A 17,642-nucleotide genomic window follows, 5' to 3' on the forward strand; every position below is an offset into this window, starting at 1 on the left:
GGACGGGCTGCGGGGGTGTCACCGGCGGCGCGCGGAGCCGGATTTAATCGGTTGGGGTAACGCGGGTGGAGTGTCCGACGATAGGGGCCAGGGGCACCTACTGGCTCCCGCCGACCACCCGAAAGATTCAGCGTGCTGATACGACTGTTGCGGACTCATCTGCGGCCGTACAAGAGACCCATCGTCCTTCTGGTGCTGCTGCAGTTCCTGCAGACCTGCGCCACGCTCTACCTGCCCACCCTCAACGCCGGCATCATCGACGACGGTGTCGTCAAGGGGGACACCGGCTACATCCTGTCCTACGGCGCCCTGATGATCGGCATCTCGCTGGCGCAGGTCGTGTGCAACGTGTTCGCCGTGTACTACGGCGCCCGGACCGCGGCGGCGCTCGGGCGGGACCTGCGGGGGGCCGTCTTCGACCGGGTGCAGTCGTTCTCCGCGCGTGAGGTCGGCCACTTCGGCGCGCCCTCGCTGATCACCCGTACGACGAACGACGTCCAGCAGATCCAGATGCTGGCCCTGATGACGTTCACGCTGATGGTGTCGGCGCCGATCATGTGTCTGGGCGGCATCGTGATGGCGCTCGGTCTGGATGTTCCGCTGTCCGGGGTGCTGGTCGCGGTGGTGCCGGTGCTGGGTGTCTCGGTGACACTGATCGTGTGGCGGCTGCGTCCGCTGTTCCGGGCCATGCAGGTGCGGCTCGACACGGTGAACCGGGTGCTGCGCGAGCAGATCACCGGCAACCGGGTGATCCGGGCGTTCGTCCGGGACGCGTACGAGCAGCGGCGGTTCGGGAAGGCCAACGCCGAGCTGACCGAGGTGTCGCTCGGCACCGGCAATCTGCTGGCGCTGATGTTCCCCGTGGTGATGACGGTGGTGAACCTGTCGTCGATCGCGGTGGTGTGGTTCGGTGCGCACCGGATCGACAGCGGGGGCATGCAGATCGGTGACCTGACCGCGTTCCTCGCCTATCTGATGCAGATCGTCATGGCCGTGATGATGGCCACCTTCATGTTCATGATGGTGCCGCGGGCCGAGGTGTGTGCCGAGCGCGTCGAGGAGGTGCTCGACACCTCCTCCAGCGTCGTGCCGCCCGCCTCGCCCGTCACCGAACTGCCCCGGCACGGCCATCTGGAGATCCGGGGCGGCGGCTTCCGCTTCCCGGGTGCCGAGGAGCCGGTGCTGAAGTCGGTGGACCTGGTGGCCCGGCCGGGCGAGGTGACCGCCGTCATCGGCTCGACCGGCAGCGGCAAGTCGACGCTGCTCGGGCTGGTTCCCCGGCTGTTCGACGCGACCGACGGCGAGGTCCTGGTGGACGGCGTACCCGTCGCGGACCTCGATCCGGCGCTGCTCGCGAGGACGGTCGGGATGGTGCCGCAGAAGCCGTACCTGTTCGCGGGGACGGTGGCGACGAATCTGCGGTACGGCCATCCGGACGCCACGGACGCCGAGTTGTGGCACGCGCTGGAGGTGGCGCAGGCCAGGGAGTTCGTGGAGCGGCTGGAGGGCGGGCTCGACGCGCCGATCGCGCAGGGCGGGACGAACGTCTCCGGCGGCCAGCGCCAGCGGCTCGCGATCGCGCGGACGCTGGTGCAGCGTCCCGAGATCTATCTGTTCGACGACTCCTTCTCCGCGCTCGACTACGCGACCGACGCGGCGCTGCGGGCGGCGCTGGCGGAGGAGACCGCCGAGGCGACGGTGGTGATCGTCGCCCAGCGGGTGGCGACCATCCGGGACGCCGACCGGATCGTGGTCCTGGACGAGGGCCGGGTCGCCGGCACCGGCCGGCATCACGACCTGATGGCGGACAACGAGACCTACCGGGAGATCGTGCTCTCCCAGCTGACGGAAGCGGAGGCCGCCTGATGGCCGGGGCCATGGCGCGGGCCGGAGCCGGGACGGGCCCCGACCACCAGTCGCTGCGTTTCAAGGAGTCGGGCAAACGGCTCGTCGCGCGGTTCGGGCCGGAACGCCTGACCATCTACGGGCTGCTGGTCTGCGTGGTGCTGAGCGTGGGGCTCAGCGTGATCGGGCCGAAGATCCTCGGCCGGGCGACCGACCTCGTCTTCGCGGGCATCGTCGGACGGGACATGCCGGCCGGGGCCACCAAGGAGCAGGTGCTGGAGTCGATGCGGGAGCGCGGCGAGGGCGGTGTCGCGGACATGCTCCGCAGCACCGACTTCACGCCGGGCGAGGGCATCGACTTCACGGCCGTGGGCAACGTGCTGCTGTTCGCGCTGGCGGTGTTCGTGGTCGCCGGCCTGCTGATGGCGGTCGCGACGCGGCTGGTCAACGGGGCCGTGAACCGCACCATGTACCGGATGCGCGAGGACGTGCAGACGAAGCTGTCGCGGCTGCCGCTGTCGTACTTCGACAAGCGGCAGCGCGGTGAGGTGCTGAGCCGGGCGACCAACGACATCGACAACCTCGGGCAGACGCTCCAGCAGACGATGGGCCAGCTGATCAACTCGCTGCTGACCATCATCGGGGTGCTGGCGATGATGTTCTACGTGTCGTGGATCCTGGCGCTGGTCGCGCTGGTGACCGTGCCGCTGTCGTTCGTGGTCGCCACCCGCGTGGGCAAGCGGTCGCAGCCGCACTTCGTGCAGCAGTGGCGTACGACGGGCCGGCTCAACGCGCACATCGAGGAGATGTACACCGGGCACACCCTGGTGAAGGTGTTCGGGCGCCAGGAGGAGTCGGCGAAGCGGTTCGCCGAGGAGAACGAGGCGCTGTACGAGGCGGGTTTCGAGGCGCAGTTCAACAGCGGCATCATGCAGCCGCTGATGCTCTTCGTGTCGAACCTCAACTACGTGCTGGTGGCGGTCGTCGGCGGGCTGCGGGTCGCGTCGGGCGCGCTGTCCATCGGCGACGTGCAGGCGTTCATCCAGTACTCGCGGCAGTTCTCGATGCCGCTGACGCAGGTCGCCTCGATGGCGAACCTGGTGCAGTCGGGTGTCGCGTCGGCGGAGCGGGTCTTCGAACTGCTCGACGCCGAGGAGCAGTCGGCCGACCTCTCGCCGGCCGAGAAGCCGGCCGAGCTGCGCGGGCGGGTGGCGCTGGAGCACGTGTCGTTCCGGTACGACCCGGCCAGGCCGCTGATCGAGGACCTGTCGCTCACGGTGGAGCCGGGGCGGACGGTCGCGATCGTCGGCCCGACCGGCGCGGGCAAGACGACACTGGTGAACCTGCTGATGCGGTTCTACGAGGTGTCCGGCGGGCGCATCACGCTCGACGGCGTCGACATCGCGCGCATGTCCCGGGACGAGCTGCGGGCCGGGGTCGGCATGGTGCTCCAGGACACCTGGCTGTTCGGCGGCACCATCGCGGAGAACATCGCGTACGGCGCCTCGCGGAAGGTCACCCACGAGGAGATCGAGAAGGCGGCGCGGGCGGCCCACGCCGACCGGTTCATCCGCACGCTGCCGGACGGGTACGAGACGGTGATCGACGACGAGGGCAGCGGGGTCAGCGCCGGTGAGAAGCAGCTCGTCACCATCGCGCGGGCGTTCCTGTCCGACCCGGTGATCCTGGTGCTGGACGAGGCGACGAGTTCCGTGGACACCCGGACCGAGGTGCTGATCCAGAAGGGGATGGCCGAACTGGCCCACGGGCGCACGTCGTTCGTCATCGCACACCGGCTCTCCACGATCCGGGACGCGGACACGATCCTCGTCATGGAGAACGGCTCGATCGTCGAACAGGGCCCCCACGAGAAGCTGCTGGCGGCCGGCGGAGCCTACGCCCGGCTGTACCGGGCGCAGTTCGCGCAGGCGGTGGCCGAGGTGGACTGAGGGGCTTGTGCCCGGTCGGCGGTACGGCGTCACGGCGTCGTGACCGCCGCCGGGCTCAGCCCGTCCCGGCCGTCTCCGTCAGCTTCTTCAGCTGGACGGTGATCACCTCGTCCGGCACGACGCCCGCGCTCTTGTGCGCGGCCAGGCCCTGCCAGCCGAAGACGGCGACGTTGGAGCCGCTGCGCACCACCCGGTACCAGAAGGCCGTGCCCGACGACTCCCGCTTGAAGGCGACCGCCTCGTCGCCCGGACCGGGGTCGGGGTCGGGGAGGGCGGTGACGGTCGGCTGCAGGCCCAGGTCGTCCTTGTATCCGGTACAGGATTTCGTCGCCTCGCGGACGCGGGTGAGGAGTTCCCCGGCGTCGGCGGCCTTGTCGTAGGCGTACAGCTCGATCGTGGTGGCCTTCGTGTCCGTCTTCGGGTGGACGGAGCGGGCCGCCGCGGCGGCCGGCTCCGGTTCGGGGGAGCGCAGCCGGATGTCCTCCATGGGCTGGCAGACCGCCGGGTCGGCCGGTTCGCCCTTGCTGCCGAGGACGGTGCCCTGCTTGAAGACGGTGAAGGTGTAGTCGGGCAGGTCCGCTTCCGCGACCGCCGCGCTCTCCAGAGCGGCCGCGTCCAGCGGGCCGCCCGCCTTCTCCTGTGTCCCCTTCGCCGAGCCCTCGGCCGCTCCGCCGGTCCCGCCGTCGTCCGCGGACCCCTCGTCGCCGCCTCCGCAACCGGTCAGCAGTGCCGCAGTCGCCAGCATCGCCACGACCGCCGGAACCCGCCGCAGTCCGTCCACGCGCATTCTCACTCCTCGGAGATCTGTCCCCGGCGCATCGGCACCAAGGTCACATGAGGAAAGACGGTGACAGAACGCGGCGGGTTCGGCGTCAGTGGAAATACGTATTCCCGCTACGCCTGTGGTCCGTGGTTCCCGTGGCCCGGGCCACGGGCCCACGGGCCCACGGGAACCACCATGGCCACGGCCTCAGTCCAGGTAGCCCCGCAGCTGGTCGGCGAAGGCGTGGTCGCGGAGTTTGTTGAGGGTCTTGGACTCGATCTGGCGTATGCGTTCGCGGGTGACGCCGAAGATGCGGCCTATCTCCTCCAGGGTGCGGGGCCGGCCGTCGACCAGGCCGTAGCGGAGCTGGACGACCTTGCGCTCGCGCTCCCCCAGCGTCGACAGGACCACCTCCAGGTGCTCCCTCAGCAGCAGGAACGCGGCCGACTCGACGGGGCTCGCGGCGTCGCCGTCCTCGATGAGGTCGCCGAGGGCCACGTCGTCCTCCTCGCCCACCGGGGCGTGCAGGGAGACGGGTTCCTGGGCGAGCCGCAGCACCTCGCCGATCCGCTCGGGGGCCAGGCCGAGGTGGGCGGCGACCTCGTCCGCGGTCGGTTCACAGCCGCGTTCCTGGAGCATGCGGCGCTGGACGCGGACGACGCGGTTGATGAGTTCGACGACGTGCACGGGGACGCGGATGGTGCGGGCCTGGTCGGCGAGCGCGCGGGACATGGCCTGGCGGATCCACCAGGTGGCGTAGGTGGAGAACTTGTAGCCGCGCGCGTAGTCGAACTTCTCCACGGCCCGGATCAGGCCGAGGTTGCCCTCCTGTACCAGGTCCAGCATGGTCAGGCCGCGGCCCACGTACCGCTTGGCGACGGAGACGACGAGCCGCAGGTTGGCCTCGATCAGCCGCCGCTTGGCCATCCGGCCCATGACGACGAGCCGGTCCAGGTCGAGGGCGAGTCTGCTGTCCAGGTCGGAGGCGAGCCGCAGCTTCTCCTCGGCGAACAGTCCGGCCTCGACACGGCAGGCGAGTTCGACCTCCTCGGCCGCGGTGAGCAGCGGGATGCGGCCGATCTCCCGCAGGTACTGGCGGAACAGGTCCGGGGAGGGGCTGCCGGGATCGGCACGCACCGGCGGCGGGGCCACCTCCACCGCGTCCACCGCGTCCACCGCGTCCACGGGGTCCGCGAGGTCCACGAGGTCCACGGGGTCCGCCGGGTTCCCCGGATCGGGGGCCGGGGGCGGGGGTTCGCTCTCCGTCTCGGGGTGGTGTGCGGCCCGGTTCTGCGCGGGCACCGCCACCAGGACGTCCGCGTCGGGCCGCGCACCGGCCGTACGCGCGGCGGACTGGGCGGGGGTCTGGATCTGGGTCTGCACCGGGGCGACCTCCAGGATGATCGCTGCCGAGGGGGGCGGCAGCGGTACTTCGGGGACGGAGTCGGCGGCCTCGCCGCTGTCCGTCCCGTACGCGACGAGCGGGGCCAGGGGGGTCCGCGACCCGTCGGGGACGGGTCGGCCGCGCTCCGAGGACTCAGGCACCGCACCCCAGTGTGGGGTACGGCACATCGTCCCCACGAGGGGCGTGCGAGGACTTTTTGCTTCCGCGCGGTGACCCGGCGGTCACGGGCTGCCTACAGCGCCGCCGCGCCGTGTGCGCGCAGGGCCTGGTCGTACTGCTGGAGGACCCACAGCTCGTTCTGCACGGAGGCCAGTTCGGCCGGGTCGCCCTGGGAGGCGACCCGGGTCAGCCGGCCGGTGATCTCGCGGATGCGCCGCTCGACGGCACGGCGGCGGACGGTGACCAGCTGGGCGCCCGCGTACGTCTCGTCGACCTCCTTGACGCCCCGGTGCAGCATGATCGCCTCTACGGCGAGTTCGGTGACCATGGCGCGGACGGTGTCGTCGGGGGCGGCCTCGCGGACGCGGACCAGATAGTCCTGGGAGTCGGGAACGCCGGATTCGGCGCCGCCCGCGTCCAGGACGGCCTGGCGCACCGCCGCGTACACCGGGGCGGTGAACTCGTCGAGGCCGTACGCGTCGAAGGCCGGGGAGACCAGCTCGGGGCGCTGGAGGGCGAGCTTGAGCAGTTCGCGTTCGGTGGCGAAGACGGGGTTGCGCAGGTTGAGCGCGGGGCCGCGCGGGGAAGCCGGGGCCGGGGCGGAGCCGTACTGCTGCGGGCCTCCGCCTTGGCCGCGCTGCTGCCGGTCGGGGGCGGGGCCCTTGCCGCCGCGGTCGCGGGCCCAGCGGGCGACCTGCGCCACCCGTTTGACCACGAACTGGGTGTCGAGGATGCCGAGCATGCCGGCGAGCTGGACGGCGACCTCGTGCTGGGCGCCGCTGTTCTTGATGCGGGCGACGACGGGGGCGGCCTCGTCGAGGGCGGCGGCGCGGCCGGCGGGGGTGTCCAGGTCGTAGCGGCCCACGATGTGGCGCAGCGCGAACTCGAAGAGCGGGGTGCGCGGTTCGGCGAGGTCGGCGACCGCGTCGTCGCCCTTGGCGAGGCGCAGGTCGCAGGGGTCCATGCCGTCGGGCGCGACGGCGATGTAGGTCTCGGCGGCGAACTTCTGGTCGTCCTCGAAGGCGCGCAGGGCCGCCTTCTGGCCGGCCGCGTCACCGTCGAAGGTGAAGATCACTCGGGCCGAACCGTTGTCCATCAGCAGCCGGCGCAGGATCTTGATGTGGTCGGTGCCGAACGCGGTGCCGCAGGTCGCGATGGCGGTGGTGACGCCGGCGAGGTGGCAGGCCATGACGTCGGTGTAGCCCTCGACGACGACCGCGCGGGACGACTTCGCGATGTCCTTCTTCGCCAGGTCGATGCCGTAGAGGACGTGGGACTTCTTGTAGATCGCCGTGTCGGGGGTGTTGAGGTACTTCGGCCCGTTGTCCGACTCGTACAGCTTGCGGGCGCCGAAGCCGACGACGTCGCCGCCGATGTCGCGGATGGGCCACATCAGGCGGCCGCGGAAGCGGTCGATGGGACCGCGGCGGCCGTCCTGGGAGAGGCCGGAGAGGATCAGCTCCTTGTCGGTGAAGCCCTTGCCGCGCAGGAAGCGGGTGAGGTGGTCCCAGCCCTGGGGGCTGTAGCCGACGGAGAAGTGCTGGGCGGCGCCCTGGTCGAAGCCGCGCTCGGCGAGGAAGGTGCGGCCGGTGTCCGCCTCGGCGGAGGTCGCGAGCTGCTCCATGTACCACTCGGCGGCGATCTGGTGGGCCTCGACCAGGCGGATGCGTTCGCCGCGCTGGTGGGCGGGGTTGTACCCGCCCTCCTCGTAGCGCAGGGTGATGCCGGCCTGGGCGGCGAGGCGCTCGACCGCCTCGGAGAAGGAGAGGTGGTCGATCTTCATCACGAACGTGATGGTGTCGCCGCCCTCCTGGCAGCCGAAGCAGTGGAAGAACCCCTTGCTCGGACTCACCTGGAAGGAGGGCGACTTCTCGTCGTGGAACGGGCACAGACCCTTGAGGTTGCCGCCGCCCGCGCCCTTGAGCTGAAGGTACTCGGACACCACGGCGTCGATCGGGACCGCGTCCCGTACCGCCTTCACGTCCTCGTCGTTGATCCGTCCAGCCACGCGTGAAGTCTACGGCGGTCCACCGGCAGCCGGATCCGGGGCACCCGCCCCGCCAGGGGTACGAGGCCCCGCCGGCTGTCCGGAGGCGAGGCGCCGGCAGCGGGCGGGACGGCGGCCGGCGGTCAGGGACGAGGCGTCGGACGGCCGCCGTCGGCGAGCGGGCGACGGCCGGCTCCCGGCGGGCCGGGCGTCCGCCCGCTGTACGGGAGCCCCCGTACGTCAGGGGACCAGGTTCTCCAGCGGGACGCGTGGGTTCGCCAGGGAGTCCGTGTCCACCTGGGTCCGGGAGGTGATCAGCCGCTGGATCGGGTCGGTGACGTCCCACACATTGACGTTCATTCCGGCCAGCACCCTGCCCTCCTTCACCCAGAAGGCGACGAACTCCCGCTTGCCCGCGTCGCCCCGGATCACGACCTGGTCGTAGGAGCCCGGCGGGGCCCAGCCGGAGTACTCCATGCCCAGGTCGTACTGGTCGCTGAAGAAGTACGGGACCCGGTCGTAGGTGACCTCCCGGCCGAGCATCGCGCGGGCCGCGGCCGGGCCGCCGTTGAGGGCGTTGGCCCAGTGCTCGACGCGCAGCCGGGTGCCGAAGAGGGCGTGCGGGAACGAGGCGACGTCACCGGCGGCGTGGATGTCGGGGTCGGAGGTGCGCAGCCGCTCGTCGACCCGGATGCCGCCGCCGTCCGCGGGGTCGGCGAGGTCCAGGCCCGCCGCCTGGGCGAGGCCGGTGCGCGGGGCGGCGCCGATCGCCGCGAGGACCGCGTGCGCCGGGTGCTCCTCGCCGTCGTCGGTGCGGGCGGCGAGGACGACGCCGTCCTGGCCGGTGATCCCGGTGAGGGTGGCGCCGAAGTGGAAGCGGACGCCGTGCTCGCTGTGCAGGTCGGCGAAGAGCTGGCCGAGCTCGGGGCCGAGGACGGAGTGCAGCGGGGTGGGCCCGCGGTGCACGACGGTGACCTCCGCGCCGTACCCGCGGGCCGCCGCGGCGACCTCCAGGCCGATCCAGCCGGCGCCGGCGATCACCAGGTGGCCGTTGTCACGGCCGAGGGAGGCCAGGACGCCCTTGAGGCGCTCGGCGTGCGCGAGGCGGCGCAGGTGGTGGACGCCGACGAGGTCCGTGCCCGGGATGTCCAGGCGGCGGGGCTCGGAGCCGTTGGCCAGCAGCAGTTTGTCGTAGCGGACGGTGGTGCCGTCCTCGCCGAAGCGGACGGTCTTCGCGGCTCGGTCGACGGCGTCGACGGTCTGGCCGAGGTGCAGCTCGATGTCGTGGCGCGCGTACCAGGCGGGCTCGTGCACGAAGACGCTGTCGCGCTCCTCCTTGCCGAGCAGGAAGCCCTTGGACAGCGGCGGCCGCTCGTACGGGCGGTCCCGTTCGTCGCAGATCAGCAGGACCCGGCCGGTGAATCCCTCCGCCCGCAGCGTCTCGGCCGCCTTCGCGCCCGCCAGGCCGCCTCCGACGATGACGAATGTCTGATCCGCGTCGACCACGTGATGCCTCCTCGTGAAGGTGCCGCCATGTGCGAGCGTCCCGCACACAGGGTGATGCGGGAAGAGGGAGTGGCCCGATCAGGCCACGCAGGGTCACCTTCGAGCGAGCACCCGTCTCCGGTGTCCCACCGGTCCCCTCGGTCCCGTGCTCCTTCGTGCCTGCCTCATGCCTGCCCCGTGAGGCGGGCGTGGAGCGAGCGGGCCGAGGCGTCGGTGAGGGACGCGATCTGGTCCACGATCACCCGCTTGCGGGCCCGGTCGTCCGGAGCCTGCGCGAACAGGGTGCGGAACTGCGGGTCCAGGCCGTCGGGGGCGCGGGCGGTGAGCGCCTCGGCCAGTTCGAGGACGACGATCTGCTGGTCGGCGCGGAGCTGCTCCTGCTCGGCGCGCTGCATGACGTACCGGTCGGCGACCGCCTTGAGGACGGCGCACTCCATACGGGTGTCCCTGGGGACGACGAGTTCGGCCGCGTAGCGGGTGAGACGGCCACTGCCGAATCTCTCCCGGGTGGCGCCCTCGGCGGCGAGGCAGAAGCGGCCGATGAGCTGGCTGGTGGCGTCCTTCAGGCGGGCCTGGGCCAGTGCCGTGCCGTCGTAGCCGTGCGGCCACCACTCCTGGGCGAGGAGGCGGTCGAGTGCCTCGGCGAGTTCCGCCGGGTCGGTGTCCGCGCCGGCGTAACGGCCGACGGCGACGGCGAAGATCTCCTGCCGTTCGGGCTCGGCGTGCAGGCAGTTGGGGTCGATGTGGCCGGCGTGCAGGCCGTCCTCCACGTCGTGCACCGAGTAGGCGACGTCGTCGGCCCAGTCCATGACCTGGGCCTCGAAGCAGATACGGCCGTCGGGGGCGCCCTCGCGGACCCAGTCGAAGACGGGGCGGTCGTCCTCGTAGACACCGAACTTCGGGGAGGCCGGGTCGGTGGGGTGGGCGCCTCGCGCCCAGGGGTACTTGGTGGCGGCGTCGAGGGTGGCGCGGGTGAGGTTGAGGCCGACGCTGACGACGTCGCCGGAGGCCGGGTCGGCGCCCGGATCGGGGACGAACCGCTTGGGTTCGATACGGGTGAGCAGGCGCAGCGACTGGGCGTTGCCCTCGAAGCCGCCGCAGTCCTCGGCGAACTGGTTCAGCGCCTGTTCGCCGTTGTGGCCGAAGGCCGGGTGGCCCAGGTCGTGGGAGAGGCAGGCGGCCTCCACGAGGTCCGCGTCGCAGCCGAGGGCGGCACCGAGTTCCCGGCCCACCTGGGCGCATTCGAGGGAGTGGGTGAGGCGGGTGCGAGGGCTGGCGTCCCAGACCGGGCTGGCCGCTCCGGGGGTGACGACCTGCGTCTTGCCGGCCAGGCGGCGCAGGGCCGAGGAGTGCAGCACGCGCGCGCGGTCGCGCTGGAAGGCGGTACGCCCGGGACGCTTGTCGGGCTCGGTGTCCCAGCGGGCGGCCGACGCCGGGTCGTAGCCGGGGGGCGGGGTGTGGTTCTGCCGCGGGTGTGCCTGCGCCTGAGCCGGGGGGCCGGTGGGGGCGGGGGTGCTGGTGCCTGCCATGTCTCGACACTACGGGTACGCGGTGACGGTCGGGGAACGCGCGGAGGGCTGCCGCGCCGGGCTGCGCGGGCCACCGGGAGGGGCCGGACGGGCGGCCGGCGGGTGCGGGACCGTCCTGGTCCCGGGTGCGGCCCCCTCCACGCCCCGGAACGGGGCGCTGTCGTGGACCTCCGTGTCATGCGGCGGCCAGGACGGACGCCGTGCGGGCCCGGGTGTAGCGGTGCAGGAGGAGGTGGGCCAGGGCGGGGTGGGTGCCGAGGGGGGCCGCGGTGATCCCGGGGGAGGCCGCCGCGCACTCCGTGGCGAAGCGGCCGGGTGCGGTGAAGCAGGAGGCGACGGCCACCCGGTGACGGCCCTCGGCGGCGAGGGCGCGCAGGGCCTCGGAGACGGTGGGGGCGGCCGTGGAGGCGTAGGCGGGGACGACGGGGACGCCGAGGCGCTGGGCGAGCAGGCCGGCGGTGCGGGCGGTGTCGGCCCGCGACTCGGGGTCGCGGGACCCGGCGGCGGCCAGTACCACCGCGCTCGCCCGGCGGGCCGCCGCGTCGGCCGGGGTCCGCCAGCCGGCCTCCGTGAGGCGGGCGTGCAGCGCGTCGACGAGCAGCGGGTGCGGGCCGAGCGGGGCGGCCACGCGCGTGGGCAGCGGCGAGGCGGCGGCCATCCCGGGGATGTCCTGCTTGACGTGGTAGCCGCGGCCGAACAGCAGCGGCACGAGTACGGCGGAACCGGTCCCCCGCGCGTGCAGACCGGCGAGGGTGTCGGTCAGGAGCGGCTCGTTCAGCTCGATGTGCCCGAGGTGCACCGGCAGACCGGGGCGGAGCGCGCGGACGCGGTCCAGGAGTGCCCGTACGGTGTTCAGCGCGCGCGGATCACGGCTGCCGTGGGCCACCACGACGAGGGCCGGGGGCGGGGGCGGGAGCGGATGGCGCCGGCCGCTCCCGCCGAACGCCCCGTGCCCGGGCGGCCGGCTGCTGAGCGGGGTCGGGGTCGGGGTCGTGAGGTGCGCCGTCATGTCTCCGATCGTCGCCGGGGGACGTTGCCTCCCCGTTGCACGGGCGTGACGGGTGTTTTCCGGCGGTTCACGGCACGGCCCCCGCACGGTGTGAGCCCGTTCGAGCTGCGGCTTCGCCTCCCCGTACCCCCCGTACCGTGCCGCTGATCACAGGAAACGGCTGAACCGCGGGACGCGCGAGGGCGTCTTCGACGTCGAGGACCGACCGGGGAGGGTGCCCGTCCCATGCTTCACCTGTTGCACCGCGCAAGGGCGGACGGGGTCCGCCGGCTCCGCCGCGTGCGCCTGCCGCGTACCCGGGCCGGCCGGCGGCGACTGCTGCAGGCGGGGATGGCGGCGTGCGTACTGGCGCTGCTGCCCGCGACGTGGATGCGTCTGGCGGCGGAGGGCCGGCTGCACACCACCGCCGACGTGCCCCGCACCGACGTCGCCGTGGTCTTCGGCGCGGGCCTGTGGGACGGGGAGCCGTCGCCGTACCTCGCGCACCGGCTGGACGCGGCGGCCGAGCTGTACCGGGCGGGCCGGATCGAGGTGGTCCTGGTGACCGGCGACAACAGCCGTGAGGAGTACGACGAGCCGGACGCGATGCGCGCCTATCTGACCCGGCACGGCGTGCCCGACGCGCGGATCGTCAGCGACTACGCGGGCTTCGACACCTGGGACTCGTGCGTGCGCGCGAAGAAGGTCTTCGGCGTGGACCGGGCCGTACTGATCAGCCAGGGCTTCCACATCCGGCGCGCGGTCACCCTGTGCCGGGCGGCCGGCGTCTCCTCGTACGGCGTCGGCGTCGACGACCGGCACGACGCCACCTGGTACTACGGCGGCGTCCGGGAGATCCTCGCGGCGGGCAAGGCGGCCCTGGACACGGCCTTCCGCCCGGACCCGCACTTCCTCGGCCCGAGGGAGGCGGGGGTGGAGCAGGCGCTCGACGGCATCCGTGCCCCGTCGGCCGCACGGCGACCGTAACGCGCATACCGCAGCATGCTCGCACCGTGGCGGACACCACACGCCTCACGGTCACCCTCCCGACCGAGCAGGTCGCCGAGCTGAGAAGGCTCACCGACAACGTCTCCGGCCGGGGCCGGTCGCCATACTGACGTCCGACCTCGACGACATGTCCCGCCTGTGCGGCGACCGTGTCCGCCTCGTGGGCGTCCGACCGGAGGAAGCCCACGCACGCCCGCGCCCTCGGCCTCACCGCGCTCCCCCGCTCCCGGGGAGGTCGCCGTACCGGGCGTGTAACCGGGGCCGGTGCGGTGTGTAACACGTGCGGCGCACGCTGGGCGGTATGCAGAACACCGTGACGCCCACGCACTGCCCGTACTGCGCCCTGCAGTGCGGGATGGATCTGACGCCCGCGCCGGACGGGACCGTCCGGGTGAGCGAGCGCGCGGACTTCCCGGTGAACCGGGGTGCGCTGTGCGGCAAGGGGCGTACGGCGCCGGCGGTGCTGTCCTCCGCCGTGCGGCTGACCTCGCCGTTGGTGCGGTCCCGGGAGACGGGCGAGCTGGTGCCCGCCGGCTGGGACGAGGCGCTGGACCGGATCGCCGAAGGGCTGGGCCGTACGCGCGGCGAACACGGGGCGGACGCGGTCGGGGTGTTCGGCGGCGGCGGGCTGACGAACGAGAAGGCGTACTCGCTGGGGAAGTTCGCGCGGGTGGTGCTGGGCACCTCCCAGATCGACTACAACGGCCGCTTCTGCATGTCGTCCGCGGCGGCCGCCGGTATCAAGGCGTTCGGGCTGGACCGGGGGCTGCCGTTCCCGCTGGAGGACATCCCGAGGACCGGCTGCGTGATCCTCGTCGGCTCGAACCCGGCGGAGACCATGCCGCCGGCGCTGCGCTACTTCGCCGAGCTGAAGGAGAACGGCGGGACGCTGATCGTCGTCGACCCGCGCCGTACGAAGACCGCCGAGCTGGCCGATCTGCATCTGGCGCCCCGCCCCGGCACGGACCTCGCGCTGGCGCTGGGCCTGCTGCACCTGGTCGTCGCCGAGGGCCGCAGCGACGAGGCGTACATCCGGGAACGCACCGCCGGCTGGGAGGAGACCCGGGCCGCGGCGATGGCGCACTGGCCGGAGTACGTGGAGCGGATCACCGGCGTACCGGTGCCCCAACTGCGCGAGACCGTACGGCTGTTCTGCGAGCCGGAGGCGGCCATGGTGCTCACCGCCCGCGGCCCCGAGCAGCAGGCCAAGGGCACCGACACCGTGGGCGCCTGGATCAACCTGTGCCTGGCGACCGGCCGCGCGGGCCGCCCCCTGTCCGGGTACGGCTGCCTGACCGGGCAGGGCAACGGGCAGGGCGGGCGTGAACACGGCCAGAAGGCCGACCAGTTGCCCGGCTACCGCAAGCTGACCGACCCGGCGGCGCGCGCGCATGTCGCCGGCGTCTGGGGCGTGGACCCCGACGCGCTGCCCGGCCCGGGGCGCAGCGCGTACGAGCTGCTGGACGCGCTGGGGACGGACATCCGCTCACTGCTGCTGATGGGCTCCAACCCGGTGGTGTCGGCGCCCCGCGCCGCGCACGTCGAGGAGCGCATCCGGTCGCTGGACTTCCTGGCGGTGTGCGACGTCGTGCTGTCGGAGACGGCCGCGCTCGCCGACGTCGTCCTGCCGGTGACGCAGTGGGCGGAGGAGACGGGCACGACGACCAACCTGGAGGGCAGGGTCCTGCTGCGGCGGCGCGCGCTGCCCGCGCCGGACGGTGTGCGCAGCGACCTCGAGGTGCTGCACGGGCTGGCCGCCCGGCTCGGCGCCGGGCCGAGTCCGGAGAAGAGGTTCCCGACCGATCCCGAGGAGGTCTTCGAGGAGCTGCGCCGCGCGAGCGCGGGCGGGCCCGCCGACTACTCCGGGATCAGCTACCGGCGGCTCGCGGAGGAGAACGGCGTGTTCTGGCCGTGCCCGGCCCCCGGACCCACGCCGGTGGAGGCACCCGCGGCAGCGGACAGTGCCGTACACCCCGGTACCCCCCGGCTGTTCCTCGACCGGTTCGCCACCGAGGACGGGCGGGCCCGGTTCGTGCCCGTCGCGCACCGCGCGAACGCCGAGGAACCCGACGACGAGTACCCCGTACTGCTGACCACCGGCCGGGTCGTGGCGCAGTACCAGTCCGGCGCGCAGACCCGGCGCGTCGACGAGCTGAACGCGGCCGCACCCGGCCCGTTCGTGCAGCTGCACCCGCGGCTCGCGGAGCGGCTCGGCGCGGCCGAGGGCGATCCGCTGGCCGTGGTGTCCCGGCGGGGCCGGGCGGTGGCACCGGCCCGGATCACCACCGCGATCCGCCCCGACACCGTGTTCATGCCGTTCCACTGGGCGGGCGAGGGCCGCGCGAACACCCTCACCAACCCCGCCCTGGACCCGACGTCACGGATGCCGGAGTTCAAGGTGTGCGCGGTACGGGTGGAAGTGGAGACGGTGCGGTCATGAGTTCCGGCCGCTCCGCCCGCACGCCGTCGCCTCACCCGTTCACCGCCGCGTGGCGCACCCTTCGGCTCCTTTCCCCCGGCCGGGCCCGCGGCACGGCGGTGACCTGCCGAAACGGGTACGGGCGGGGGTCCGGCGGGGACTTCCTGACACCCGTTCACCTCATTTTTGACGTTCTCTCAGGGAGCGGGCCGCGCCCGCCGGCCTTTACCTCGGACTAGCGGGGACGCGACCGACGGCGGCACATGGGGGTGCCGCGGGCGTGGCCCCTCCGTGAGCCCGAGGGAGCATCGATGCGAGGTATCGCCCGGCGGCTGACCGGCCTGACCGGACCCGCGCTCGCCGTGGCCGCCGCGGGGCTGCTCGTGGCGCCCGCCGCACCCGCCGCGTACGCCGAGGAGCCCGCCGCCCCCGTGGGACCCCCCTACGGCAACGGCAGGCCGGCCGGAAAGCCGGCCGGGAGCCTGGAACTGCACCCGGCCGTGGTCGTGGCGGGCGCGCAGGTGACGGTGAACACCGCGGCGTGCGGCGACGGCGACACGGTCGCGGGCGACGCCACCGCCGTGGGCGCCGGCCGTTTCACACTGGCGCCGGGCGAGGACGGGCCCGACGCGGCCGGACGGGACTCGACCGGACGGTTCCGGGTGCCGCCGGGCGCGCAGCCCGGGACGTACGAGATCGTCGCGACGTGCGAGGCGGGCGGGCAGCGGGTGACCGGGGACCTGGTGGTCAGGCTGACGCCGGCGGCGCAGCAGGTGTACCCCCGGGGCAGCGTGAGGACGGGGATCGGTGGCGCTCTGGGCCCCGGTCCCGCGCAGACCGCGGCCGGCGTGACGGCTCTCGCCGTCGCCGCCGCGGGCGGTACCTGGCTCCTGCATCGCCGGGCGAGAGGCGACGGGATCTGACGGGCGCCCTCCGCAGCCCGTCCGCCGGTACCGCGTGTCCCCTCCCCCTCCGGGTCCGACGCCCCTCGCGGCCCGGAGGGGGCACGGGGCCGACCCTGGAGAGGTCAGTGAGCGATGCTTCGCATACACCGCATACACCGCATATGCCGCAGTTCCTGCCGGGCGGCCGGGAGCCGGGGCGACACGGCCATAGCCTCGGTGAGCACGCTCGCCCTGTGCTGCGGCCTGTGGCTGCTGCACGCCGGAACCGGCACGGGCGCCCCGCCGCAGCCGTCGGCCGCCCAGGCCCGTTCCGCGAGCCCGGGGCACGGCGCCGGGCAGGTCCCGGCGTCCGCCGCGCTGCCGCCCTCCCCGCCCGACCGGATCCGCATCCCCGCGATCGGCGTGGACGCGCCCCTGACGGGCCTCGGCCTGACGAGCACCGGCAGCCTCGACGTGCCGCCGCCCGAACGGCCGGACCTGGCCGGCTGGTACGAGGCCGGCACCACACCGGGCGAGAACGGCACCGCGGTCGTCGCGGGCCATGTCGACAACGCCGAGGGCCCCGCCGTCTTCTACTCCCTGGGCGCCCTGCGCAAGGGCGGCACCGTCGAGGTGGACCGGCGCGACGGCGGCACCGCCGTGTTCACCGTGCACGCCGTCGAGGTGTACGACGCCCGGGAGTTCCCCGACGAGAGGGTGTACGGCGCGGCGGTCCGCCCGGAGCTGCGGATCATCACCTGCGGCGGAGGCTACTCACGCACCACCGGCTACCAGGGCAACGTCGTCGTCTACGCCCACCTCGCCGGCAGCCGCTGAGCCTTCGGGCGGCCCCAGCACGTTCGCCCTCCCCCACGCGCCCAGCGGTTCCAGCGCCTCGTTGAGCGCCGTGCCCCTGGGCGTCAGGGAGTACTCGACACGCGGCGGGGTCTCGTCGTACTCCTCGCGGTGCACGATGCCGTCGGACTCCAGCTCCCGCAGATGCGAGGCGAGCACCTTCTCGGTGATCCCGGGCAGTTCCCGGCGCAGGGCGCCGAAGCGGTACGGCCGTTCGTGCAGCGCCCAGAGGATCAGCACCTTCCACTTGCCGCCGATCACGTCCATCGCCGCGTCGATCCCGCACAGATACGCCCCCGGCTGCCGTACCGTCCCCATGCCCGTCACCCCGTCCGCTTCCGCTGC

13 protein-coding genes are annotated in these 17,642 nt (G+C 73.2%); 6 read left to right on the top strand and 7 right to left on the bottom strand.

Translation table 11 applies throughout. From position 1 onward, the window contains the following. Window positions 1–132 precede the first annotated feature (132 nt). Both ACFWVE_RS00840 and ACFWVE_RS00845 read left to right on the top strand, forming a co-directional pair. Complete coding sequence (locus ACFWVE_RS00840) at window positions 133–1,866, top strand: ABC transporter ATP-binding protein (protein WP_384006835.1); 1,734 nt, start codon at window positions 133–135, stop codon at window positions 1,864–1,866. After that, window positions 1,866–3,794 carry an ABC transporter ATP-binding protein gene (locus ACFWVE_RS00845; RefSeq protein WP_384006839.1) on the top strand — a complete coding sequence of 643 codons (1,929 nt, stop codon included), beginning with the start codon at window positions 1,866–1,868 and terminating at the stop codon, window positions 3,792–3,794. Before ACFWVE_RS00840 ends, ACFWVE_RS00845 begins: the two co-directional genes overlap by 1 nt. A gap of 55 nt (window positions 3,795–3,849) precedes the next feature. Here ACFWVE_RS00845 and ACFWVE_RS00850 read toward each other — a convergent pair whose 3' ends face one another. The 6 genes from ACFWVE_RS00850 to ACFWVE_RS00875 all read right to left on the bottom strand — a co-directional run bounded on the left by ACFWVE_RS00850 (window position 3,850) and on the right by ACFWVE_RS00875 (window position 12,152). After that, window positions 3,850–4,581 (bottom strand): hypothetical protein, encoded by a 732-nt coding sequence (locus ACFWVE_RS00850; protein ID WP_384006842.1) that lies wholly within the window; start codon window positions 4,579–4,581, stop codon window positions 3,850–3,852. Window positions 4,582–4,764: 183 nt separating this feature from the next. Then, window positions 4,765–6,102 carry an RNA polymerase sigma factor gene (locus ACFWVE_RS00855; protein ID WP_384006845.1) on the bottom strand — a complete coding sequence of 446 codons (1,338 nt, stop codon included), beginning with the start codon at window positions 6,100–6,102 and terminating at the stop codon, window positions 4,765–4,767. A gap of 92 nt (window positions 6,103–6,194) precedes the next feature. Beyond that, window positions 6,195–8,129 (bottom strand): DNA primase, encoded by a 1,935-nt coding sequence (gene dnaG, locus ACFWVE_RS00860; protein WP_384006848.1) that lies wholly within the window; start codon window positions 8,127–8,129, stop codon window positions 6,195–6,197. Between the two features lie 219 nt (window positions 8,130–8,348). Further along, window positions 8,349–9,614, bottom strand: a complete 1,266-nt coding sequence (locus ACFWVE_RS00865; protein WP_384006850.1) for an NAD(P)/FAD-dependent oxidoreductase — start codon at window positions 9,612–9,614, stop codon at window positions 8,349–8,351. A 164-nt stretch (window positions 9,615–9,778) separates the two neighbouring features. Beyond that, window positions 9,779–11,143: a deoxyguanosinetriphosphate triphosphohydrolase gene (locus ACFWVE_RS00870; protein WP_384006852.1), complete on the bottom strand. Its 1,365-nt coding sequence runs from the start codon at window positions 11,141–11,143 to the stop codon at window positions 9,779–9,781. A gap of 175 nt (window positions 11,144–11,318) precedes the next feature. Next, window positions 11,319–12,152 carry a sirohydrochlorin chelatase gene (locus tag ACFWVE_RS00875; RefSeq protein ID WP_384006855.1) on the bottom strand — a complete coding sequence of 278 codons (834 nt, stop codon included), beginning with the start codon at window positions 12,150–12,152 and terminating at the stop codon, window positions 11,319–11,321. A gap of 225 nt (window positions 12,153–12,377) precedes the next feature. Here ACFWVE_RS00875 and ACFWVE_RS00880 point away from each other — a divergent pair, with 225 nt between their 5' ends. From ACFWVE_RS00880 to ACFWVE_RS00895, 4 genes are all read left to right on the top strand, one after another. Next, a complete protein-coding gene (locus ACFWVE_RS00880; RefSeq protein ID WP_384006858.1) occupies window positions 12,378–13,118 on the top strand; it encodes a vancomycin high temperature exclusion protein in 741 nt (246 codons plus the stop codon). A gap of 322 nt (window positions 13,119–13,440) precedes the next feature. Then, complete coding sequence (locus tag ACFWVE_RS00885) at window positions 13,441–15,579, top strand: molybdopterin oxidoreductase family protein (RefSeq protein WP_384006861.1); 2,139 nt, start codon at window positions 13,441–13,443, stop codon at window positions 15,577–15,579. Between the two features lie 290 nt (window positions 15,580–15,869). Beyond that, window positions 15,870–16,481: a hypothetical protein gene (locus tag ACFWVE_RS00890; protein WP_384006864.1), complete on the top strand. Its 612-nt coding sequence runs from the start codon at window positions 15,870–15,872 to the stop codon at window positions 16,479–16,481. Window positions 16,482–16,595: 114 nt separating this feature from the next. Then, on the top strand, window positions 16,596–17,279 hold the full coding sequence (locus ACFWVE_RS00895) for a class F sortase (RefSeq protein WP_384006867.1): 684 nt from the start codon (window positions 16,596–16,598) through the stop codon (window positions 17,277–17,279). On the opposite strand, the gene ACFWVE_RS00900 is transcribed toward ACFWVE_RS00895, so the two are convergent. Beyond that, entirely contained in the window at window positions 17,217–17,615 is a 399-nt protein-coding gene (locus tag ACFWVE_RS00900; protein WP_384006869.1) for a winged helix-turn-helix transcriptional regulator, read from the bottom strand. The genes ACFWVE_RS00895 and ACFWVE_RS00900 overlap by 63 nt on opposite strands. Window positions 17,616–17,642: the final 27 nt, after the last annotated feature.

The sequence above is a fragment of the Streptomyces sp. NPDC058632 genome, from assembly GCF_042717095.1.
Taxonomy (GTDB): Bacteria; Actinomycetota; Actinomycetes; order Streptomycetales; family Streptomycetaceae; genus Streptomyces.